The following is an 18,773-nucleotide window of genomic DNA, read 5'->3' on the forward strand; positions in this document are numbered from 1 at the left end:
AGGAGAAGAGGTGGCAGGCAAGCAACAGGAGCGGGTGAACGTGGAAGGCCACGAGCTGACCCTCACCAACCTGGGCAAGATCATCTACCCCGAGACCGGAACCACCAAGGCCGAGGTCCTGACGTACTACGCCGCAGTGGCGCCTTTCCTCATTCCTGCCGCCGCCAACAGGCCCGTCACCCGCAAGCGCTGGGTCAACGGCGTGGGCACCGCCGAGCACCCGGGACAGGTGTTCTTCCAGAAGAACCTTGAAGACTCCGCGCCCAAGTGGATCCCACGCACCGCCATCCAGCACTCGGACCACACCAACGTCTACCCCATGGTCAACAACCTCGCCACGCTCACATGGATGGCCCAGATAGCATCCCTGGAGATCCACGTCCCCCAATGGCAGGTTGACGCAGAGGGCAATCCGCTCCGGCCTGACCGCTTCGTCCTGGATCTTGACCCCGGTCCCGGCGCAGGCCTGCCTGAGTGCGTTGAAGTGGCCAAACTTGCCCGCTCCATCCTGCAGGACATGGGCATGGAACCGGTGCCGGTGACCAGCGGCAGCAAAGGAATCCACCTCTACACCGGGCTGGAGGGGACGCTGAAGTCCGAGCAGGTCTCGGCCTTCGCCCATGAGCTGGCACGTGCCCTTGAGTCCGACCATCCCGATCTGGTGGTCAGCGACATGAAGAAGTCCCTCCGCCACGGCAAAGTGCTGGTGGACTGGAGCCAGAACAGCGGCAACAAGACCACGATCGTCCCTTATTCGCTCCGGGGGAAAACCCACCCTACGGTCGCGGCACCGCGCACGTGGCGCGAACTCTCCTCAAGCACCCTGGACCACCTTGATTACACAGCGGTGATGAAGCGGGTCAAGACCGGCAAGGACCACTTCGCCCCTATCTCATCACGACACCTACCGCCGCACGGAGAATATACGGATGACGACGACGCAGGAACCGGCGGCGGTTCGGCAGCCCGCAGCGCGCCGGCCGGTTCCCGCGAGCGTGTGGTGACAGCAGAGAACCGTCTCGCCAAATATGTGGGGATGCGCGATCCGGAGAAGACCCCGGAGCCGTTCCCGGCGTCGTCGGCTGCTGTTGCCTCGGCGACGCCCAGTGGCTCCTCCTCAGACCAGCCCAAGCCGGGCGACCCTGCACCGCCCGGCGGGATCTTCGTCATCCAGGAGCACCATGCCCGGCGCTACCACCTGGATCTGCGGTTGGAGCACAACGGCGTCCTTGCGTCCTGGGCTTTGCCGCGTGGTGTCCCGGAGACACCCGACCGGAACAACCTTGCCGTACATACGGAAGACCATCCGATGGAGTACGCGGACTTCGCTGGCGTCATTCCCAAAGGTGAATACGGCGCGGGAACCATGACCATTTGGGACCGTGGCGAGTACACGTGCGAGAAATGGCGGGACGGCAAGGAAGTAATCGCAACGCTGACTGGCCAGCCAGGAGGTGGGCTGCACGGGACCAAGCGTTTAGCGCTGATCAATACCGGTGACCGTTGGCTGATCCACTTGATGAAGGAGCAGCCGGGCGGTCGGCTTCGCAAGGCCACTGCCAACCCTTCCGAGAAGGTGCCGCCCGCTGCGGCACCGAAGCCAGCCGCTCCCCAGCCAATGCCCAATTACACCCCGATGCTTGCCACGTCCGGCACGGTGGACGACCTTCGCGGCGACGACTGGCTGTACGAACTGAAGTGGGACGGAATCCGGGCCATCATCACCGGCACTGAAGGCAAGATCCGTTTGATGAGCCGCAACGGAAACGATCTCACCGCCACCTACCCCGAACTAACAGACCGGTCCTGCTGGCCCGACGGCGATTTCGTGGCCGACGGTGAAATCGTTGCGCTTGGCAAGGGCTCACGGCCTGATTTTGGCCGCCTCCAGCTCCGGATGAACCTGGTTAAAACCGCAGACATCGAACGAGCCCGGGCTTCGGTCCCGGTGCAGCTGATGCTGTTCGACCTTCTGTACGACGGCGGCACGGACCTGAGCGGTCTGCCGTTCCGTGAACGTCGGGAGCGGCTTTCGGCGTTTGCCGGGCGCTTGCGCTCTGGCTGCCCGCTTCACCTTTCGGCCGTGTTGGATCACGACGTTGAAGACCTCATGGCAAGCGCAGGTGAGCTCGGCTTGGAAGGAGTGATGGCGAAGAAAGCAGATAGCCGTTACGTGATTGGCCGGCGTAGCCGCTCGTGGATCAAGCTCAAGCTGGAGCAGAGCCAGGAAGTCGTCGTTGGTGGCTGGCGACCCGGCGCGGGTGCCCGGGGCGGGACCTTTGGCTCGTTGCTGTTGGGCATTCCGGAGGGCGGAAAGCTGCACTACGTGGGCCGGGTGGGCACCGGGTTCAAGGAGTGGCAGCTGAGGGATGTCATGGAGAAACTGGAGCCCCGTCTGGTAGCTGATTCCCCGTTCGCCGATATCCCGCGCGAGGACGCAGCAGGTGCCCGCTGGGTGGATCCGGAACTGGTAGCAGAAGTGACCTTCGGAGAATGGACGGGCCCAGGCAGGCTACGGCATCCCGTGTGGCGTGGGTGGCGTCCGGACAAGTCCCCGGAAGACGTAAGCCAGCCCAACTAGGTCGCACTTAAGCGCGTTTAGACCCCTCAAAACGCGCTGTGCTGCTACCTAGTTGGGCTGGCTGTGCTGGTGACTCGGGGCTAGGAGGAGTGCGGCATCTGCGGACGGCTGGTCCGGTGGATCGCCGTCACTGCAGCGCCCTGGCCCATCCGTCCCTGGGCTTGATCGCGGTCCTTCGGGTGCCGGCGTTTGCCGCTACCGTCGGGCCAGTGCTGTTCCTGGTCCAAACCCAGAGATACGTCAATGGTTGCCGGTTCAGGCATGGGAGCCATGTCCATGGCCTCCACCAAGTGGCTGGCAACCTCGGGATCGATGTTTTCGGCTGGATTCTTTGCAGTCATGGTTCTTCCTTTCCCTATGAAACGAAGGAATTTCAATACTAGGCGCGCCGAAGATGGTTGTCTGCAGGACTTACCTGCGTCCAGGAATCACCAACGGACCTTCTTCTCCGTCTTGGCCTGCTTGCCGCTGGCGGACGTGGGTTTGTGGCCCTTGCCCGTGCTTTGCCAGCCAGCGGGAGCGCCGCCGCCGGACTTGCTGGCGAGCATCGCTTTCTGGGCATCGGTCAGTTTGGACTTGATGCCGCCGGAGGCGGACTTTGGGCTTCCCGACGCAGCGGCGTCATTTCCCGAGGCAGCGGGCTCCGGGGTGTTGTTTTCGGAAGGATTGGCAGTCATAAAAGTGGACTCCTCAGTGGTGTGAGTCCTGAAGAAGCACCAAAACCATGGCGTTGCGGTTCGAAAAAAATAGCGTCGACAACGGGAACGGCATGGAGGCAGGGCCTCAACAGGCGTGGATTTTTGTCAGGTGAAACTCGGCTGTGCCGCTAAGGGCGAAGGCCGGTCTACTCAAAAATCAGTGTTCCCATGCGTCATACCCTAACCAAGAATCGGCGCTTTTGTGAACCCCTCGGCTAGCATGGCACCCGTGACCTGGAGAATGTCCGTCGCCACTACCCTCCGCGATGCTGGATGCGTTTTCGCAGAGGACGAAGCGCAACTCCTCATTGATGCCGCCACGAGTCCAGACCATTTGGACTACATGGTGGATCAGCGCGTCAAAGGAATGCCCTTGGAACACATCCTCGGCTGGGTGGACTTCTGCGGGAGCCACATGGCTGTTGAACCCGGCGTATTCGTTCCACGGCGTCGCACGGAGTTCCTGGTGCGCGAGGCAGCGAAAATCGCACGGCCGGGTGCCGTCGTCGTCGATCTCTGCTGTGGCTCGGGGGCGATCGGTGCGGCACTCAGCGATCTTCTGGGGAGCTGCGAGCTATACGCCGCTGACATTGATCCGGCCGCGGTGAGCTGCGCGCGCAAGAACGTAGAGCCCCGTGGCGGGCGAGTTTTCGAGGGCGATCTATACGACGCCCTCCCCCTTGAACTTCGGGGACGCGTGGACGTGGTGCTCGCCAATGCGCCGTACGTACCTACGGGCTCCATCGGCATGATGCCGCCTGAGGCGCGCTTGCATGAACCGATGGTGGCGCTCGACGGCGGTACTGACGGTTTGGATGTCCAACGTCGCGTTGCAGAGCACGCGGCTGAGTGGTTGTCGCCGGGCGGCTGCCTCCTGATTGAAACCTCGGAAGACCAAGCGCCAGAAACCGCCAGGATCATGCATGAGTGGGGGCTGGGGGCGCGGGTGCTCGTTGACAAGGAATTGGACGCAACGCTGGTGCTTGGAACCGCCCCTGCCCCCAGAGGCAATCCGTAAGATTTTTCGTCCCATTACGCCTCGTCTGGTGGGCTTGGCTAAACAATTTGGTAACAACGTGCCCGGGAGGGCAAAAACCACCCGGCTTCCGCGCCATTGCAGGGCAAAAGCAGGTAATGAGATGCAACACAGCTAGGCAATTTGCGTCCCGAAAGGGCCCAAAAATCGGATCTTAACTGGGGTTTGGGCGGCAAACCCCGTAAAATTGAACACCTGCCCAGAGCGGGGCAGCAGAAGTCGCAAGCAAATGACCTCCCTAGGAGAAGCCCAAATGCCCATAGACCAAAGCAAGACCGTCTCCCCGGATGGCGAAAGGAACACCATCCAAAACCAGGAAACAGCCAACACCACGGCCGCAGCCAACGCAGTCAAAACCACCAAGAAAACGAAGCTCCGCACCAAGCGCCGGTTGAAAGAATCCGACGTTAATGTTGTGGACCAGCCGATGCTGAAGAAAGCACTCGGCGGCACGATCGTCGGCAACACCATGGAATGGTACGACGTCGGCGTGTTCGGCTACCTCATCACCACCATGGGCCCCGTCTTCCTCCCCGAAGCGGACAAGTCCGTCCAGACACTCTTCCTTCTCGGCACCTTCGCCGCAACCTTCATTGCCCGTCCGCTTGGCGGCGTCGTCTTCGGTTGGCTCGGCGACAAGGTGGGCCGCCAGAAGGTGCTCGCAGCAACACTCATGCTGATGGCGGCAAGCACGTTCGCCGTCGGGCTTTTGCCCGGTTACGCGCAGATCGGCATCTGGGCCGCCGCGCTGCTGGTGATCCTCAAGCTCGTCCAGGGCTTCTCCACCGGTGGTGAGTACGCCGGTGCTACAACCTTCGTCAGCGAATATGCCCCGGACAAGCGCCGCGGCTTCTTCGCCAGCTTCCTGGACATGGGCAGCTACATCGGCTTCGCCCTCGGCGCCGCACTGGTTTCCGTCCTGCAGCTCACGCTCGGACAGGCAGCCATGGAGGAATGGGGCTGGAGGCTTCCGTTCCTGATCGCCGGCCCTCTTGGCCTCATCGCTGTGTACTTCCGTAGCAAGATCGAGGAATCCCCGCAGTTCCAGGCCACGCTGGACGCCCAGGAAGCCATCGCAAAGGATGCCGCGGCACAGGATGCCAACGTCGCCAAGGGCCCGGTTGGAATCATCAAGGCCTACTGGCGCCAGATCGTGTTGGCCATGATCCTCGCCGCCGCAGCCAATACTGTGGGCTACGCGTTGACCTCCTACATGCCCACGTACCTTACGGATTCCAAGGGTTACGACCCCGTTCATGGCACCCTGCTGACCATCCCGGTCCTGGTGATCATGGCTCTGTGTATTCCGCTCACGGGCAAGTTGTCCGACCGTATCGGCCGCCGTCCCGTGCTGTGGATCGGCGCCGGCAGCACCATCGCGTTCTCCGTTCCTGCGTTCATGCTGATCGGCATCGGCGATATCTGGTCGACGCTGGCCGGCCTTGCCCTGATCGCCTTCCCGGTGACGTTCTACATTGCCAACCTGGCCTCGGCCCTCCCGGCACTGTTCCCGACGTCCAGCCGCTACGGCGGAATGGGCATCGCCTACAACTTCTCGGTGGCCATCTTCGGAGGAACCACTCCGTTCATCGTGCAGGGCCTCATTGAAGGCACCGGCGATGACATGATGCCGGCCTACTACCTGATGGGAACGTCCATCGTGGGTGCGATCGCAATCTACTTCCTGCGTGAATCCGCCCAGCGTCCCCTGCCCGGTTCCATGCCCAGTGTGGACACTGCCGCCGAGGCCCGCGAACTCGTTGCCAGCCAGGACACCAACCCACTCATCAACCTGGACGAAATGCCTTTCGACGGCCAGCCCATTGATGATGAAGTGTTCGGCCGGCGTGACAAGGACCTGACCCCAGCCTAGGGATCACGTGCCTGCAACTTCTGCGCAGCGATTCAGATAGTTCGCGGCAACCCGCCGCCCACCGTAGCCACCAATACCAAGGCGCTCTCCTTGGGGTTGGTGGCTACGGCCGTTAAATGCTCGACGGCGGCACTCTGCTAAGCCGACAGCAAACCCTTGACCGCCTCGCCAATAATCCGCGCGCCCTCGGGGAATCCGCCGGGATTGGGCCCGGCATAGTTGAGCCTTATGTAGGGGCCTTCAGGTTCCGCAGGGAACCACTCCGTTCCAGCGGCAATGAGAACCCCGGCCGCTTCGCAATCCTTGGTGAGCTGATCGACGTCGAACCCGTCCGGCATCCGCAGCCACAGGTTCAAGCCGCCTTTGGGCAGGTGGCTGAGGTGCGCCTCTGGAACGTGTTCGCGCAGGCTGGTGACCAACAAGTCGCGGCGCGACTGCAGCTGATGGCCGAGGCCGCGAAGGTGCGTTTGCCAGCCGGGCTGAGTGACGACGTCGAGCGCTGCAGCCTGGAGCAGGCCGCTGACGTACATCGACTCCGCAGCCTGCGCACCCATGATCCGTTCCCGTGCGGGACCGCGGGCGATAATCGCCGCCACGCGGATGGACGGTGAGACGCTCTTGGTCAGGGAGCGGATGTACACCACGTGGCCGGAATCGTCCTTGGCGGCGAGCGGAACGGACTGCGCGGTGATGCCAAAATCATGGGCCCAGTCGTCCTCCACAAGGAACGCTCCGTGCTGACGGACAATCCGGAGGACTTCCTCGCCCCGTTCGGGAGACCATTGGGCACCCGTGGGGTTGGCAAAGTTGGGCTGGGCGTAGAACATCCGGGCCCCGGATTCCTCAAAGGCCCTCGCCAGCTCGTCAGGATCCGGCCCGTCAGGGCCGGACGGCACCGGAATGACGCGAACACCGGCCTGGCCGGCGGCCAGCAGCGCACCCCAGTAGCTGGGCGACTCCACCAGCAGTGGCCGCCCGTGCCCCACCAGGCCGCGAAAAATCGAGCTAAGTCCGCTCTGGCTCCCGGGAAGTACGACGACGTCGCTCGGCTGGGGCGGCGTGACGCCAACCGGCGTCGAGGTGCTGAGCTCGTGCGCGAACCAGGATTGCAGTTCGGGAAGGCCCTGGGCCGGTGGCCGCGACAGCGCAGCGTCTCCGCGGGCAGCCCTGGTAAGCGCGGCCCGAACGAGCCGCTCAGGGAGGAGTTCCCGGTCCGGGTAGCCGGAGTGGAAGGCGATGACGTCGTTGGAAGCGCTGCGCATAGCTCCAGAGTTAAGGAGGCGCGGTGTTTGGGCGGCTCGGAGTGCAGCTGTTTGCCAGCCGTAATCGGACGGCCTGGCGGTGCGGTATGCCCGGACGAAGGTGCCGACGCCGGGGCGGCTTTCTATCAGGCCTTGGGCAGTGAGGGTTCTCAAGGCCTTCTGCACCGTTACAGGGCTTGCCTGGTATTCGGCCACGAGTTGGCGGGTGGATGGCAGTTTGGCTCCCGGCGCGGCCCCTGCGATCCATTCTTTTAGTCGCGAGACAATTCGGGAACTGCTATCGTTATTCATGAGTCACAATAGTAGCGCTACTACACTTTCGCGGCCAGTGGTATCCAGACGGACGTCGACAGGCGTCTGGTGGGGCCTTCTTGGCGTTGTCGCATTCTCGTTCACGGTCCCCTTCACCCGCGTGGCCGTTGAAGGCTTATCTCCTCTGTTCATCGGGGCAGGCAGGGCCGTTGTTGCGGCCATTCTTGCAGCACTGGCCTTAGGCCTGACCCGCCAACGCTTTCCGCAGGGCTTCCAATGGCTTCGACTGACTGTGGTGGCCGGTGGCATCGTTGCCGGCTTCCCCTTGCTGACAACGTTCGCGCTGACGTCCACCACCGCCAGCCATGGAGCCATCGTCATCGCGCTACTGCCTGCGGCCACGGCAACGGTAGCGGTGATCCGCGGCCGTGAACGTCCGCGGCTCCTGTTCTGGGTCCTGACTGCCATAGGCGTTATTGCCGCGCTGGTTTTCGCATTGGTTCAGTCCGGCGGTTTCGGTCAGCTTCATTGGGCTGACCTTCTGCTCCTCGGCGCCGTGATTGCGGCAGCCATAGGCTATGCGGAAGGAGGTCTGCTGGCGCGGGAACTCGGCCCCTGGCAGACGATCTCGTGGGCGCTGGTGGTTGCCTCTCCAGTCATGCTGTTGTTGACATTGCTTTCACTGGGATCGGGAGCGCCCTCTGCTACACCGGTTCAGTGGTTATCCTTCGCTTATCTGGGGGTTGTGAGCATGTTCCTCGGATTCTTCGCCTGGTACCACGGCCTGGCGATCGGCCCCATGGCGCAAGTCAGCCAGATCCAACTGGTCCAACCGGTCATGACCATCGCGTGGGCAAGCTTGCTCTTGGGTGAAACGATGACGTGGACCACCGCGGTTGGCGGACTCGCCGTGATCCTCTGCGCAGGTGCCGCTGTCCGCGTAAGGCTCAACCCGCCGTCGAGTCCTGCCGCTGCCACGCCACGGCCCTGATCTCGTAGACTCGGCCCATGCCTGACACAACTGTGGGTTCGATCCATCACCTTGAGATCTGGGTGCCGCACCTTGAACGAGCCCGGGAGGAGTGGGGATGGCTCCTGGGCGAGCTTGGTTACAAGCCTTTCCAGGACTGGCCCACCGGGTGCAGTTGGAAGCTCAATGGCACGTACGTGGTGGTGGAAGGCACCGATGCCATCACCGGAACCGCCCACCGGCGCACGGATCCCGGGCTAAATCATGTGGCCTTCCATGCTGGCACCCGGGAAAATGTGGACCGGATTCGCGCGCTCGGTGCCGACGCCGGTTGGTACGAGATGTTCGAGTCGAAGTACCCGCACGCGGGAGGTCCGGATCACTACGCCGCGTATTTGATCAACACTGACAGCTACGAAGTTGAGTTGGTGGCTGAGTAGTAGCTACGTCGGCGGAACCACCGGACGCCACATGGCGACCCGAGGCCAGCGCGTCAGCCCCAACTCAGCTTCGTGCTCCATGAGCTTGGCCAGCTCCGGGCCCCAGCTGCCGACGTCGAGCGTTTGAAACCCCAGGCGCCGGTAGTACGGCGCGTTCCACGGCACGTCGCGGAACGTGCTCAGCGTCTGGCGCTGCATGCCATGCCCCCTGGCCCACACCCGTGCAGCATGCAGCAGTTCGCGGCCGAGTCCTTGGTGCGCTTGATCCGGGTGCACGGTTACCTGTTCCACGTGCGCGTTGCCATCAACAATGTCCGTCAATAGATACGCCAAGGGGTAGTCCAACCCATCGACCCACACCCAGGCACGCCCGGCAGTCACGTAGGCGTTCATCTCGTCCAAGGAGAAGGGTTCGTCATCCGCGATCTGATCCATGCCAAGGCCCCGGAAGGCTTCCCCCGCTGCCCGCTCAATGTCCTGCAAACGCGGCAGATCGTCTGTTCGAGCTAGCCGGATCACCGTTTATCCAGTGCGGGAGGTGCCTGTCCGACGAGGAATCCATTGCGGGTTTCGATCAAGTCCTGCAGGTATCTGGCCAGAACCAGCTTCTCCAGCAGGCGGCCCAGCGCGCCGAACGGGGCAGCGAATTCCACGGTGTCCACCATCAGCGTCCCGCTGCCGTCCTGCCGGAACTCGTGCGTATGGCGGAGGTACTTGAAAGGGCCGCGCACCTGCTCGTCAGTGAACGACGCCGGCGCCTCCATGCGCGTGATGCGGCTGGTCATGCGGAAACGGACTCCGAGGTGCCATGCCTGCCAGGTGACTTGCTCGCCTTCCGAAATCAGACCTGTGGTGACCCCGTCTATCGCCTTTTCCCTGCTTTTGGTCATCGACCCCACGTGCGCGTCGATGTTTCGGGACAGGTCGAACAGCTCCTGCGGTGACATGGCGGAGCGGGTTCGGCAGACGAAAGCAACGGGCATACCTTGATCTTCCCAGACTCTGCCGGGCAGCGCTCCAGTGTTGCTGTTACCTTCCCACGAGGCCCATGTGTTGATCGTTGTAGCGGTTGCCCTGCACCCCGATCCGGCTCGCCACGGCATCCAGATCGGCAACTTCATCAGCGGAGAGCGCCACGTTGGTTGCGGCAGCATTCTCTTCTAGTCCCGCTCCCGACGTCGTGTGCCCGGGAGTCAACAACCTTCCCAACACATATGGGAGGTACCGACGTAAGGGGTACTGCCAGTGCCTTACTACGGGTTGTGACCCGGCTTATGGCGGCCCACCCGCCGCTCCTGATAATTTTCGATACAGATAGCTCGCCCACAAGCCCTGAATGATTGGTGGTGTTTTCCGTGCCCGCATTCATGGCGCATGCCCGCGAGCTCCACAAACTTGGGCCGGCGAACAACGACCGTCTCTCGGCAGTTCGGGTGGCCCTCAGTGTCGCAGTTCCGGGGCTGATCCTGATTCTCGTAGGCCGTCCGGACCTGATGATGTATGCGGTGTTCGGCGCGCTCACTGGAATGTACGGACGAAATGAAACCCACCAACTCCGGCTCAAACATCAAGCCCAGGCCGCGCTGGTTCTGGTTGGCGGACTCTCCATCGGCACGTTTCTTTCCGTCAACCACATCCACTCTTGGTGGCTGGTGTTGGTGGCAACGCTCTTTGCCGGTGCGGGTTCCTTATATGCCGACTCCGTGCGGCTTAAGCCGATCGGGCCGTTCTTCGGCATCCTCGCCTTGGGGGCGTGCGCTTCGGTCCCCACCAGCGTCCCGTTCCCAACGGCGGTGCTGATCGGTACTGCTTCGGCGGCGTTTTCGATTCTGGTCGGCTTCGCTGGGTGGCTTCGGCAGCGAAGGTGGGAGCCGGGTGCAGCCCGCGATGTCCCAGTCCTCCGCGGACCCTTACGGCAATCTGCCCTTGTTCATGCGGCCCGCTACACGCTCGCTGTCGGTGCTGCCGGCGTGTGTGGAGTTCTGAGCGGGAGCGGCCATCCGCATTGGGCCATGGCCGCAGCCGCCGTGCCGTTGGCCGGTGCGGACCTCCCGAGCCGCGTCCACCGAGGCATCCACCGCATCGTGGGGACGTTCCTGGGGTTGGCGGTGGTCGCCGTCGTACTTTTCCCAACTCCGTTGTCACCACTGCAGTATTTCCCGGGCCACGCTGCCGTGGCCCTGGCCATTGTGGTGGTCCTTTGCCAGTTCCCCACTGAGCTGTTCATGGCTCGGCACTACGGTTGGGCCATGGTGTTCTTCACGCCCGTGGTCCTGTTGATCGCCCAACTGGCGGCGCCCATGGATCCGGGTGTGCTGGTGATGGAGCGCGCGGTTGAGACGTTCGTCGGAGCGGTGATTGGAATCGCGGTGGCGGTGCTGGTGAGGACACCGGGCGTCGCGGTTCTTAAGGCTGCAGGGGCCGGCGCGGCGGGCCGGAAGTAAGCTTCGCCGGCAGGATACGCGCAAAGAAGCTCACCACTTTGTACCGACGCGTCGGGATGGAAACAGCCTTGCCCTTGGCGTTGTCCTCCAGCCCTTCCCGCACCACGCGCTCGGCGCCGAGCCACAGGAATCGCGGCGCCACGGACTTATCCATGCCCATGCGGTCGTGGAATTCGGTGTGCGTAAAGCCAGGGCACACCGCTGTGACCTGCACGCCCGACTTCGCATACGCAATATTTGCCCAGCGGCTGAACGTCACCTGCCAGGCTTTGGCCGCCGAGTAGGTGCCCCTGTTGGCGAAGGCTGCGACGCTGGCAACGTTGATGATCCGGCCTTTTCCGCGAGCCAGCATGACTTCAAGCGCCGCGTGGCACAGCTCCAGGGGTGTCTGCACGTGGAGGCGGAGATGCCGCCGTTCTTCCTCCAACTCGTTCTGCTCGAACGACTTCAGCAGTCCGATTCCGGCGTTGTTCACCAGGACGTCCACAGGTCGCGCCGCGTCCCGCAAGCGGTCGGCCACCAAGGAAACCCCGACGTCGGTGGTCAGGTCGGCGGACATAACCTCCGCCGAGATACTAAAGTCGCGTTCAAACTCCTCGGCCTTTTCCTTGAGGCGTTCTTCATCGCGGGCTACCAAGACGAGGTGGTGTCCGGCTTCGGCGAGCTGGCGCGCGAATTCCGCACCGAGCCCAGCCGTGGCGCCGGTGACCAGGGCGGTGAGTTCATTGGCTCGAGTCGTCATGCGCCTAGACTATGCGCTGAACGCTCCCGGCGCCCTGTCTTTTCGTCAGAGGGTCGAGTGCTCTTCGTCAGAGGATCGCCTGCGTGGCTTGGTGGCAATGATGGCCAGCGCTATCGAGCCGGTGATGCCAAGGATCCACCAAGGGAACCCGGGGTCTGTTGTGGTGGACGGCAGAGTACGGGGTCCATCAGCGCTGGTGGGTGCGGTGGTTCGTTCGCCGCGAACCAGGAGTCGGTGGCTGTTGATGCCTTTGGGTGTGCAGGTAATGAGCGTCAGGTAATCCTTGCCCTCGACTTTGCGCAAGGCCTCGGTTTGGTCGGGCAGTACCGTGAGGATTTGGTCGACCTTGTAGTAGATGGTTTCATCAAGCACGTTGATGCTGAAGACGTCGCCTTCATGGACTTTGTCCAGGTCGTCGAAAAGAGTGGCGTTGACGAATCCTGAATGGGCACTCAAGACACTATGAGTGCCTTTGCCGCCCACCGGCAGCGCGGACCCGAAGAGGTGGCCGGCGCCTTTGGAGAGGGTGTCCTCGTCAGTGCCATGGAAGATGGGCAAATCTGCGTGGATGGAGGGAATGCTGATGCGGCCCATCATTCCTCCAGGCCCGACAGCCAGCATCTTCTTGTACGCCTCGGAGCCGGCACCGATAGTCGTTTGTTCGCCCGCTTCATTCAAGGAGTAAGGGTCCCGGAGGGGTCCTGAGGGCAGTTCTTCATTGAATTCCCGTGCCTGGTCCAGGAGGGACTTTTTTGCGGAGGGGTTCATGGTCTGGACAGAATCCACGTAGCCGCTGATCTCGGTGGCATGGATCCGGTCCGAGAACCAGGCTGCGGCCGTGGGATAAAGCAGGATTCCGACGCCAATGACCGCCACCAACACGATCAGGAGCCGTTGCCGGTTCCAGGGTCCGGTCAGATGCCGGAGTCGACGGGTGCGGGTTGGTGCCTGTGTCATCAAAATCCTGTAGCTGGGTGAGTCGGTTGGAAGACGGCAGTTATGAAGAGTGCAGCAGTTATTAGGACTGCAAAGTGGGAATGCAAGTGGGGAAGAGCGCGTGGTTGGCGTTCTTCCCCACTTGGGGTCACTGCGGGGGCCGCGGGTAGCGGCCCCCGTTGTGTTGTTTACCAGCTGTGGTGCTGTTGCTGGTGTTGGTGTTAGTTGTTGCTGGTGCGGCGGTTGCGGACGAACATCAGGGCTGCGCCGACGACGAGGAGGGCACCGGCTGCGTAGAGAATGCCGGTTCCGACGCCACCGGTCAGGGGCAGCTGGAAGCCGCTGTTGGAGGGGATGTTCTTCACTTGCAGGTCGATGCCGACCGTGGTGGTGGTGCCGTTGATCAGGAAGGATACCGGCTCGGCGAGCAGTTCATAGCCTGCCGGGGCGGTGGTCTCTACCAGGTAGTACGTGCGGTAGTCCGGGGTTCCGGGTGCGACGGCTGCGCCGTTGGCCCAGTCGGAGTAGCGCAGGCCCGAGATCGTCAGGGTGCCGTCAGCGGCGACGGTGAAGACCGTCTGGCCGTTGAGGTCAACCGGGTTCGTTCCGGCCTTGGCGTCGGCTTCGTTGGTGTAGACGGAGAATGCGGCACCGGCAAGGGCTGCACCGTTCTCGTTGACCTTCTGCAGCGTCATTTCGCCCCACTTGGTCACGACCGGGGGCGTAACGACCGGACCGCCGGGCTGGCCCGGTGCAACGGTGAAGCTGGAAGCGTTCGGGTACACGAGGGCTTCGTTTTCGATCTCACCGATGGTGTTGACCTTGGTGTTGACCATGACCTGCACCCGGGTATCGGTGTGTGCAGCCAGTTTGGCCCGGCCGGCGGCGGTGAAGATGACCGAGACGGTGTTGCTCGCGGCGTCGAAGGTCACGGTGTAATCCGTGCCGGCCGTCAGCGGGGTGCCATCAACGAGGGTCGCGGACGCGCCGACGTAGGTCAGTTTCGGGTCCAGGACGTCCACGATCTTGTAGCCATCGATGACGGCTTCGTTCGGGATATCACCGGTGATGGTGAAGTCGATCTGGTCCCCGAGCTTCACGTCGGGGGCATCCGTGACGGTCTTTTCAGCCCCGGCAACGGAGTTCTTCGGGTAGACGTGAACGTCGTAGATCCAGTTGTCCTTGTTATCCGGGTCCGTCAACGGCACGGAAACCAGGAACGGGGCCGAGGGCGTCACACCGGCCGGGTAGTTCGTTTCCGTCACCAGGTACAGGCCCACCGGCAAACCGGTGAAACCCGCGGTCCCGGCAGCGTCGGTGGTCTTCGCCTGCGCAGCGCCCAGGGTGTAACCGGCACCGGTGATCGAACCCGCCGGGTTGGCCGGGGCGAACACGCTGGAAAGGTTGTGCGCCGCGTCCCAGCCGGCATTGGTGGACAGGTCAATGGTGTTGACCTGCTGGATGGTGAACTCGATACCGGCCAACGGTGTCAGGCCGGTGGTATCCACCGACGTGCCGTTGTTCGGCAGGCCCGTCGCAGTGGCGGGACGTTCGAACTTGTGGACCGTGATGGAACCGGTCTGGTCCGCATCAACCAACGGTGCGGCCGAAGCCGGGGCCACGGAGAAGGACATCGCCAACACCGCCCCGGCGATCGTGGCGGCGGCGGTCTTCCAAAGCCGCCCGGTGTGGTGATTACTCACTGTGTTTTCCTCTTTCATCGTGATGATTTCTCGTGGTGGTACTCGGACATGGACATGCACCGCCCCGCCCCGCAACACACACGCGGGGCCTGGGGGGAACTCTTCTTAGGTGCTGACCGGCTCGTGCCGGGTAGTGATGGGCCGGTGTCAGGTAGTAGTGGACTCCTGCTGGCGGCGGCGGTTGGCGGCCATGGTCAGGGCGAGGGCGCCGGCGAGCAGGACGGACCCGGCCGTGGTGAAGGGCCACCAGCCGATGCCGCCGGACTCGGGCAACTCCAGTGCCGGCACGTCCCGGACCGTGAGAAGGAAAATCCCGTCCCCGTCCGCGTCGGTGCTGGTCACTACCCCGGCGCCGGCGCCCTGACCCTGGGAACCCTGTCCCAGGGACACGGCACCGTTCGCGGCGATGGTGAACTGCACCGGTTCGGCCAGCAAGCTGAACCCGTCCGGGGCCGTGGTTTCTTCAAGCCAGTACGTTCCGGGTTGGATTCCTTCGAGTTGGAACCGGCCCGTTTGCCCGGCCACGGCAGTCACGGCCGGGCTGGCCAGCACGGCACCGGGGGTGCCGGCGTTATCGACGTGCACCACCCAGGTGGAGCCCGCCATCGGCACCCACGTACCGCTCGAGGACTCGCCGATCTTCTCGATCAGGACCTTGCCCGGGGTGTGATGGGTGGTGGTGCAGTCAGGACCCGGCGCGCCCGAGCCTGGTGCACACGTCTGCGGTGGCGTGGTGGTCGCCGTGCCCGTCACGACGTTCACGAGCTGTTCATTCCAGGCACCTGCCTTGACCAGCACGCTGTACTTCAACGTGGCCGTCTGCCCGGCGGGCAGCGTGAACGCTGCAGTGCTCAACACCGTGGACGGCGGCACGGGATCGGCCACAGCCACCGGTGAACCCGTGCCGATCACCAGGGACGCGGACCCAGGCACGAACGTCGCGTCATCCAGGACCTCCGCCAGGTTGTCCTTCAGCACGACTCCGGTGATGGTGCCGCTGATGCTGCTCGCCGTCACCGTATACACGATGGTCTGGCCCGGGGTGACGGACCCGCTCGCGGGAACCGACCCGTTGACCGTGGCGCTCTTCTTGATCTTCCACGCCGGGGGTGCGGTGACCTGCGCGTCATCGACCGCCGAGACGGGCAAACCCAGCGGCGGGTTCCCGGTGACCTTCGCCGTGTTCGTCAGCAACCCCGTCGTGACATCCGACGCCGTGACCACATACGTCGCCGTCGCGGTCACCGACTGCCCCGGCAAAAGGATGCCCGGAAGACCGGGCCAGGCATAGGACAGGGCGGACATCGTGCCCGTTCCGGAGAACTGGGTCTCGGTGATGACCACCGAGGTCAGCGTCACGTTGCCCGTGTTCTTCGCCACGAACGTGTACGTGGCGGTCTCACCGGCCACCAGGGTGGTCTTGTTCACCGTCTTCACCAGCGTGATCGCCGGAGCAGCCGCAGGCGCAACAGTGAAGATGTAATCCTCCACCTCACCGGAATCGGAGGCACCGATCGGGACCTGGACCTGGGCGGCGGTGTAACCGATCCGGAACCGCGCATACGTCGTCCCCGCACTCACCCCCGCAGGGACAACCCAGGCCAGAGTGGCGGTCGTGGCACCCGCCAAGAAGGTGGCACACGCCCGCTCGGCAGTATTGTCGAAGGTCCCGTTCTTGTTAAAGTCAATCCACCCACAGGTCGTTCCTGCTTTGCTGGCCCCACTGATCGCCACCGTCGTCGAGTAGCTGGTAGCGCCCTGTGTCATCGGAGCCAGCACCACGCCGTCGTCCATCAGATCCTGGGCCGCCGTCACACCCGCATTCGGCGAGGCAGTCCCGTTGGCAACCGTCGCGTTGTCCTCAGTCACGTCCGCCCCAAGCGTCACATCCGAGAGAACAGCCCGGGCCGCATTGCCCTGATCGTACGAAACAGGCGCATCACCGAAATCCTGCGGAACCGTCATCGCCATCAGAAAGTTGTCCTGGTTGTGCTTCTTGGCCGACATGCTGTTTTCGGTGTACGGCGGGAGCGTACTGGTGGTCTGGACGAAGACCGCGCTGATGTCGAACGTCAACGAGGTCACAATGCCATTGATCCGGACCGAACCGCAGGCCGCGGTCGCCTGGGCGTCGGCAGGGTCGGGCGTGCCGGTCTGCACACTCGTATTACACGCCGTTCCGGCATTGTTGTTACTAGTAGAGATGGCGTTGTTTGCCACAGAAAGGTTGGCGCCTGACAGCTTGGTCATCGTCAGGCCTGGGGTTGCGAGGTTAAGGACGGCGCTCAACTGGGATTGTCGGTCAACAGTCCCGTTGTCAGTTTCATCCAAGTCGACCTCTCCGCCGAGGCCAGCGATGTTGAGCACAGGACTCCTCACCGGCTGACTGAAAGTGATAATGATGGTCCCCAAGCCGCTACAAGGACCGGTTGCCGCGCAATTATTGACCGCGTGGGTGGCAAATTCGACGGCAGGAGCCCCGGTCCCTATGTTTTGTGAGAAATCCGATGACACATATCCACGGCTGCCCATCGTTGACTGGCCCACCATGTTGGTATATCCCGACCGGCCAAAGGTGGTGGTCAGACCAGATCCAGGCATCGAAAGTGTGGCGACGGTGCCGGGACCATTGAGGTTCGCCGGGGAGGTTGCGATCTCATAGGCCTGAGCAGGCGTGCCAAAGCCCACAGTCCCGAATGAAAGCCCTCCCAGGACCACCATCAACGCGGCAACGAACGCCGTAATCTTCCCAACCGGATACTTCAAGGGGTTCCTTCCAAAGAACAGTGACCCGGCCGACCCCTCAACCGACGAGCAAAACATTTACGTCAACGGAGACCGTCCATTTGCGTCCGGCAGGGTTGGTCTCCAGTCACTGAGTGCGGAGTGGGAAAAGTTCATGTCGCAAAAAGCGAAAACTTTTTCCGGCCTGCGGATGGAACCATGTCCGAGCGAGAATGACGTCCAGTATTTGGACCAAATTGCGTCACGACTTCCACGTCCCTGGCACTCATTGGACATGGAAGATCAACTCGCTCACTTGAGAATCGAAAGCAGATCCTTACAGCTCCGTGGGCGCTGGCAGGAACGCAGTCAGCAATCCGGATGGCTATTTCCCGGTGACTGGCTGGTTCCTGAAGTCGAGGACATGCTGAAGGCCGAAGCAGAGGGTGGTGAGCTGCAAATGTCTGCCAAGAATCTTGGGGCGTCCCGCGCGTATCACGGCGTTGGAGTCCGCGAAACCATGCAGGACCTCAGTGCTTTTTTTGAAGCGGCAGGCGTGCCTGCTGATGACGACTCCATGCGGGATCTCGTCGAGGGATGGGCAACGGAAAATGAACGCCTCGAGCCCTTCTCCTGCACCGACGTCTATACCGGGCTTGCCACCATGGCGCACTTCGAACGGCTGATCCATGAAATATCGCTCGGCCGCAGTGCCCGGCGGAGAAGCCACACGATAGCAACCCTTCACCTGGGATGGTCTGAAGGCGGCAAGCTGCTTAGCTGGGAAATGTTGGCCGAAATGGGACAGATATGCCGGGGAGAACTTGCTGCAGTGGAAGCCACTGCCGCCTATCATCGCGGAAGCATTCACACCATGATGACCCGCAAGCGGGAGAGTTACGAGGCATTGTTCCGCTGTCGGCAACGCATCGACGGGCTGCACATGGGCGTTGGGCGGCGAACGCTCGTGGAATTCTTGGATTTTCCCACGTCGCGAGCGGAATGCGACCGGGCAATCGCTGGCCTCCGATACAGACGGTCAGCCTGATAAAAGAAAACGCCACGGAACAGGGAAACGCCGTGAGTTCGCGTCCTTTTGCAACACGATTCAG

Annotated in this window: 16 protein-coding genes and 1 pseudogene; 7 read left to right on the plus strand and 10 right to left on the minus strand. The window is 62.8% G+C overall.

The genetic code is table 11. From position 1 onward, the window contains the following. Nucleotides 1-10: 10 nt before the first annotated feature. The gene (locus tag ABIE18_RS03470) at nt 11-2,581 is read left to right on the plus strand and encodes an ATP-dependent DNA ligase (RefSeq protein ID WP_499721205.1); all 2,571 of its coding nucleotides are present in this window, start codon (nt 11-13) and stop codon (nt 2,579-2,581) included. Between the two features lie 80 nt (nt 2,582-2,661). Here the strand turns inward: ABIE18_RS03470 and ABIE18_RS03475 are convergent, their stop codons facing one another. After that, complete coding sequence (locus ABIE18_RS03475; protein ID WP_499721207.1) at nt 2,662-2,922, minus strand: hypothetical protein; 261 nt, start codon at nt 2,920-2,922, stop codon at nt 2,662-2,664. 87 nt (nt 2,923-3,009) lie between these two features. After that, complete coding sequence (locus ABIE18_RS03480) at nt 3,010-3,258, minus strand: hypothetical protein (RefSeq protein WP_499721208.1); 249 nt, start codon at nt 3,256-3,258, stop codon at nt 3,010-3,012. Between the two features lie 241 nt (nt 3,259-3,499). Here ABIE18_RS03480 and ABIE18_RS03485 point away from each other — a divergent pair, with 241 nt between their 5' ends. Continuing rightward, on the plus strand, nt 3,500-4,297 hold the full coding sequence (locus ABIE18_RS03485; RefSeq protein ID WP_499721371.1) for a putative protein N(5)-glutamine methyltransferase: 798 nt from the start codon (nt 3,500-3,502) through the stop codon (nt 4,295-4,297). Between the two features lie 271 nt (nt 4,298-4,568). Then, entirely contained in the window at nt 4,569-6,188 is a 1,620-nt protein-coding gene (locus ABIE18_RS03490) for an MFS transporter (protein WP_499721210.1), read from the plus strand. A gap of 137 nt (nt 6,189-6,325) precedes the next feature. Here the strand turns inward: ABIE18_RS03490 and ABIE18_RS03495 are convergent, their stop codons facing one another. Beyond that, entirely contained in the window at nt 6,326-7,741 is a 1,416-nt protein-coding gene (locus ABIE18_RS03495) for an aminotransferase-like domain-containing protein (protein WP_499721211.1), read from the minus strand. On the opposite strand from ABIE18_RS03495, the gene ABIE18_RS03500 reads away from it, so the two are divergent. Both ABIE18_RS03500 and ABIE18_RS03505 read left to right on the plus strand, forming a co-directional pair. Next, nucleotides 7,740-8,693 (plus strand): DMT family transporter, encoded by a 954-nt coding sequence (locus ABIE18_RS03500; RefSeq protein ID WP_499721212.1) that lies wholly within the window; start codon nt 7,740-7,742, stop codon nt 8,691-8,693. The two genes, ABIE18_RS03495 and ABIE18_RS03500, sit on opposite strands and share 2 nt — an antisense overlap. A 17-nt stretch (nt 8,694-8,710) precedes the next feature. Next, nucleotides 8,711-9,112, plus strand: a complete 402-nt coding sequence (locus ABIE18_RS03505; protein WP_431117549.1) for a VOC family protein — start codon at nt 8,711-8,713, stop codon at nt 9,110-9,112. Nucleotides 9,113-9,115: 3 nt separating this feature from the next. Here ABIE18_RS03505 and ABIE18_RS03510 read toward each other — a convergent pair whose 3' ends face one another. From ABIE18_RS03510 to ABIE18_RS03520, 3 genes and pseudogenes are all read right to left on the minus strand, one after another. Beyond that, the gene (locus tag ABIE18_RS03510; RefSeq protein WP_499721214.1) at nt 9,116-9,631 is read right to left on the minus strand and encodes a GNAT family N-acetyltransferase; all 516 of its coding nucleotides are present in this window, start codon (nt 9,629-9,631) and stop codon (nt 9,116-9,118) included. Then, complete coding sequence (locus ABIE18_RS03515; protein WP_477515773.1) at nt 9,628-10,095, minus strand: SRPBCC family protein; 468 nt, start codon at nt 10,093-10,095, stop codon at nt 9,628-9,630. The genes ABIE18_RS03510 and ABIE18_RS03515 overlap by 4 nt, the downstream gene beginning before the upstream one ends. Before the next feature lie 46 nt (nt 10,096-10,141). Next, nucleotides 10,142-10,305 (minus strand): annotated as a pseudogene (locus tag ABIE18_RS03520) (aldo/keto reductase); the annotation flags it as partial. 153 nt (nt 10,306-10,458) lie between these two features. Here ABIE18_RS03520 and ABIE18_RS03525 point away from each other — a divergent pair. Beyond that, nucleotides 10,459-11,556 (plus strand): FUSC family protein, encoded by a 1,098-nt coding sequence (locus tag ABIE18_RS03525; RefSeq protein WP_499721216.1) that lies wholly within the window; start codon nt 10,459-10,461, stop codon nt 11,554-11,556. On the opposite strand, the gene ABIE18_RS03530 is transcribed toward ABIE18_RS03525, so the two are convergent. The 4 genes from ABIE18_RS03530 to ABIE18_RS03545 form a co-directional block, all read right to left on the minus strand. After that, a complete protein-coding gene (locus ABIE18_RS03530) occupies nt 11,519-12,298 on the minus strand; it encodes an SDR family NAD(P)-dependent oxidoreductase (RefSeq protein WP_499721217.1) in 780 nt (259 codons plus the stop codon). The two genes, ABIE18_RS03525 and ABIE18_RS03530, sit on opposite strands and share 38 nt — an antisense overlap. A 45-nt stretch (nt 12,299-12,343) precedes the next feature. Next, nucleotides 12,344-13,255 carry a class C sortase gene (locus tag ABIE18_RS03535; protein WP_499721218.1) on the minus strand — a complete coding sequence of 304 codons (912 nt, stop codon included), beginning with the start codon at nt 13,253-13,255 and terminating at the stop codon, nt 12,344-12,346. A 200-nt stretch (nt 13,256-13,455) separates the two neighbouring features. Next, a complete protein-coding gene (locus ABIE18_RS03540; protein ID WP_499721220.1) occupies nt 13,456-14,937 on the minus strand; it encodes a SpaH/EbpB family LPXTG-anchored major pilin in 1,482 nt (493 codons plus the stop codon). A 147-nt stretch (nt 14,938-15,084) separates the two neighbouring features. After that, entirely contained in the window at nt 15,085-17,703 is a 2,619-nt protein-coding gene (locus ABIE18_RS03545) for a CLIPPER-2 domain-containing protein (protein WP_499721221.1), read from the minus strand. Between the two features lie 253 nt (nt 17,704-17,956). Between ABIE18_RS03545 and ABIE18_RS03550 the strand changes: the two genes are divergently transcribed. Beyond that, on the plus strand, nt 17,957-18,709 hold the full coding sequence (locus tag ABIE18_RS03550) for a hypothetical protein (RefSeq protein ID WP_499721222.1): 753 nt from the start codon (nt 17,957-17,959) through the stop codon (nt 18,707-18,709). The last annotated feature ends 64 nt before the right edge of the window (nt 18,710-18,773 follow it).

It is taken from the genome of Arthrobacter sp. 2762, assembly GCF_040548745.1.
Lineage (GTDB): Bacteria > Actinomycetota > Actinomycetes > Actinomycetales > Micrococcaceae > Arthrobacter.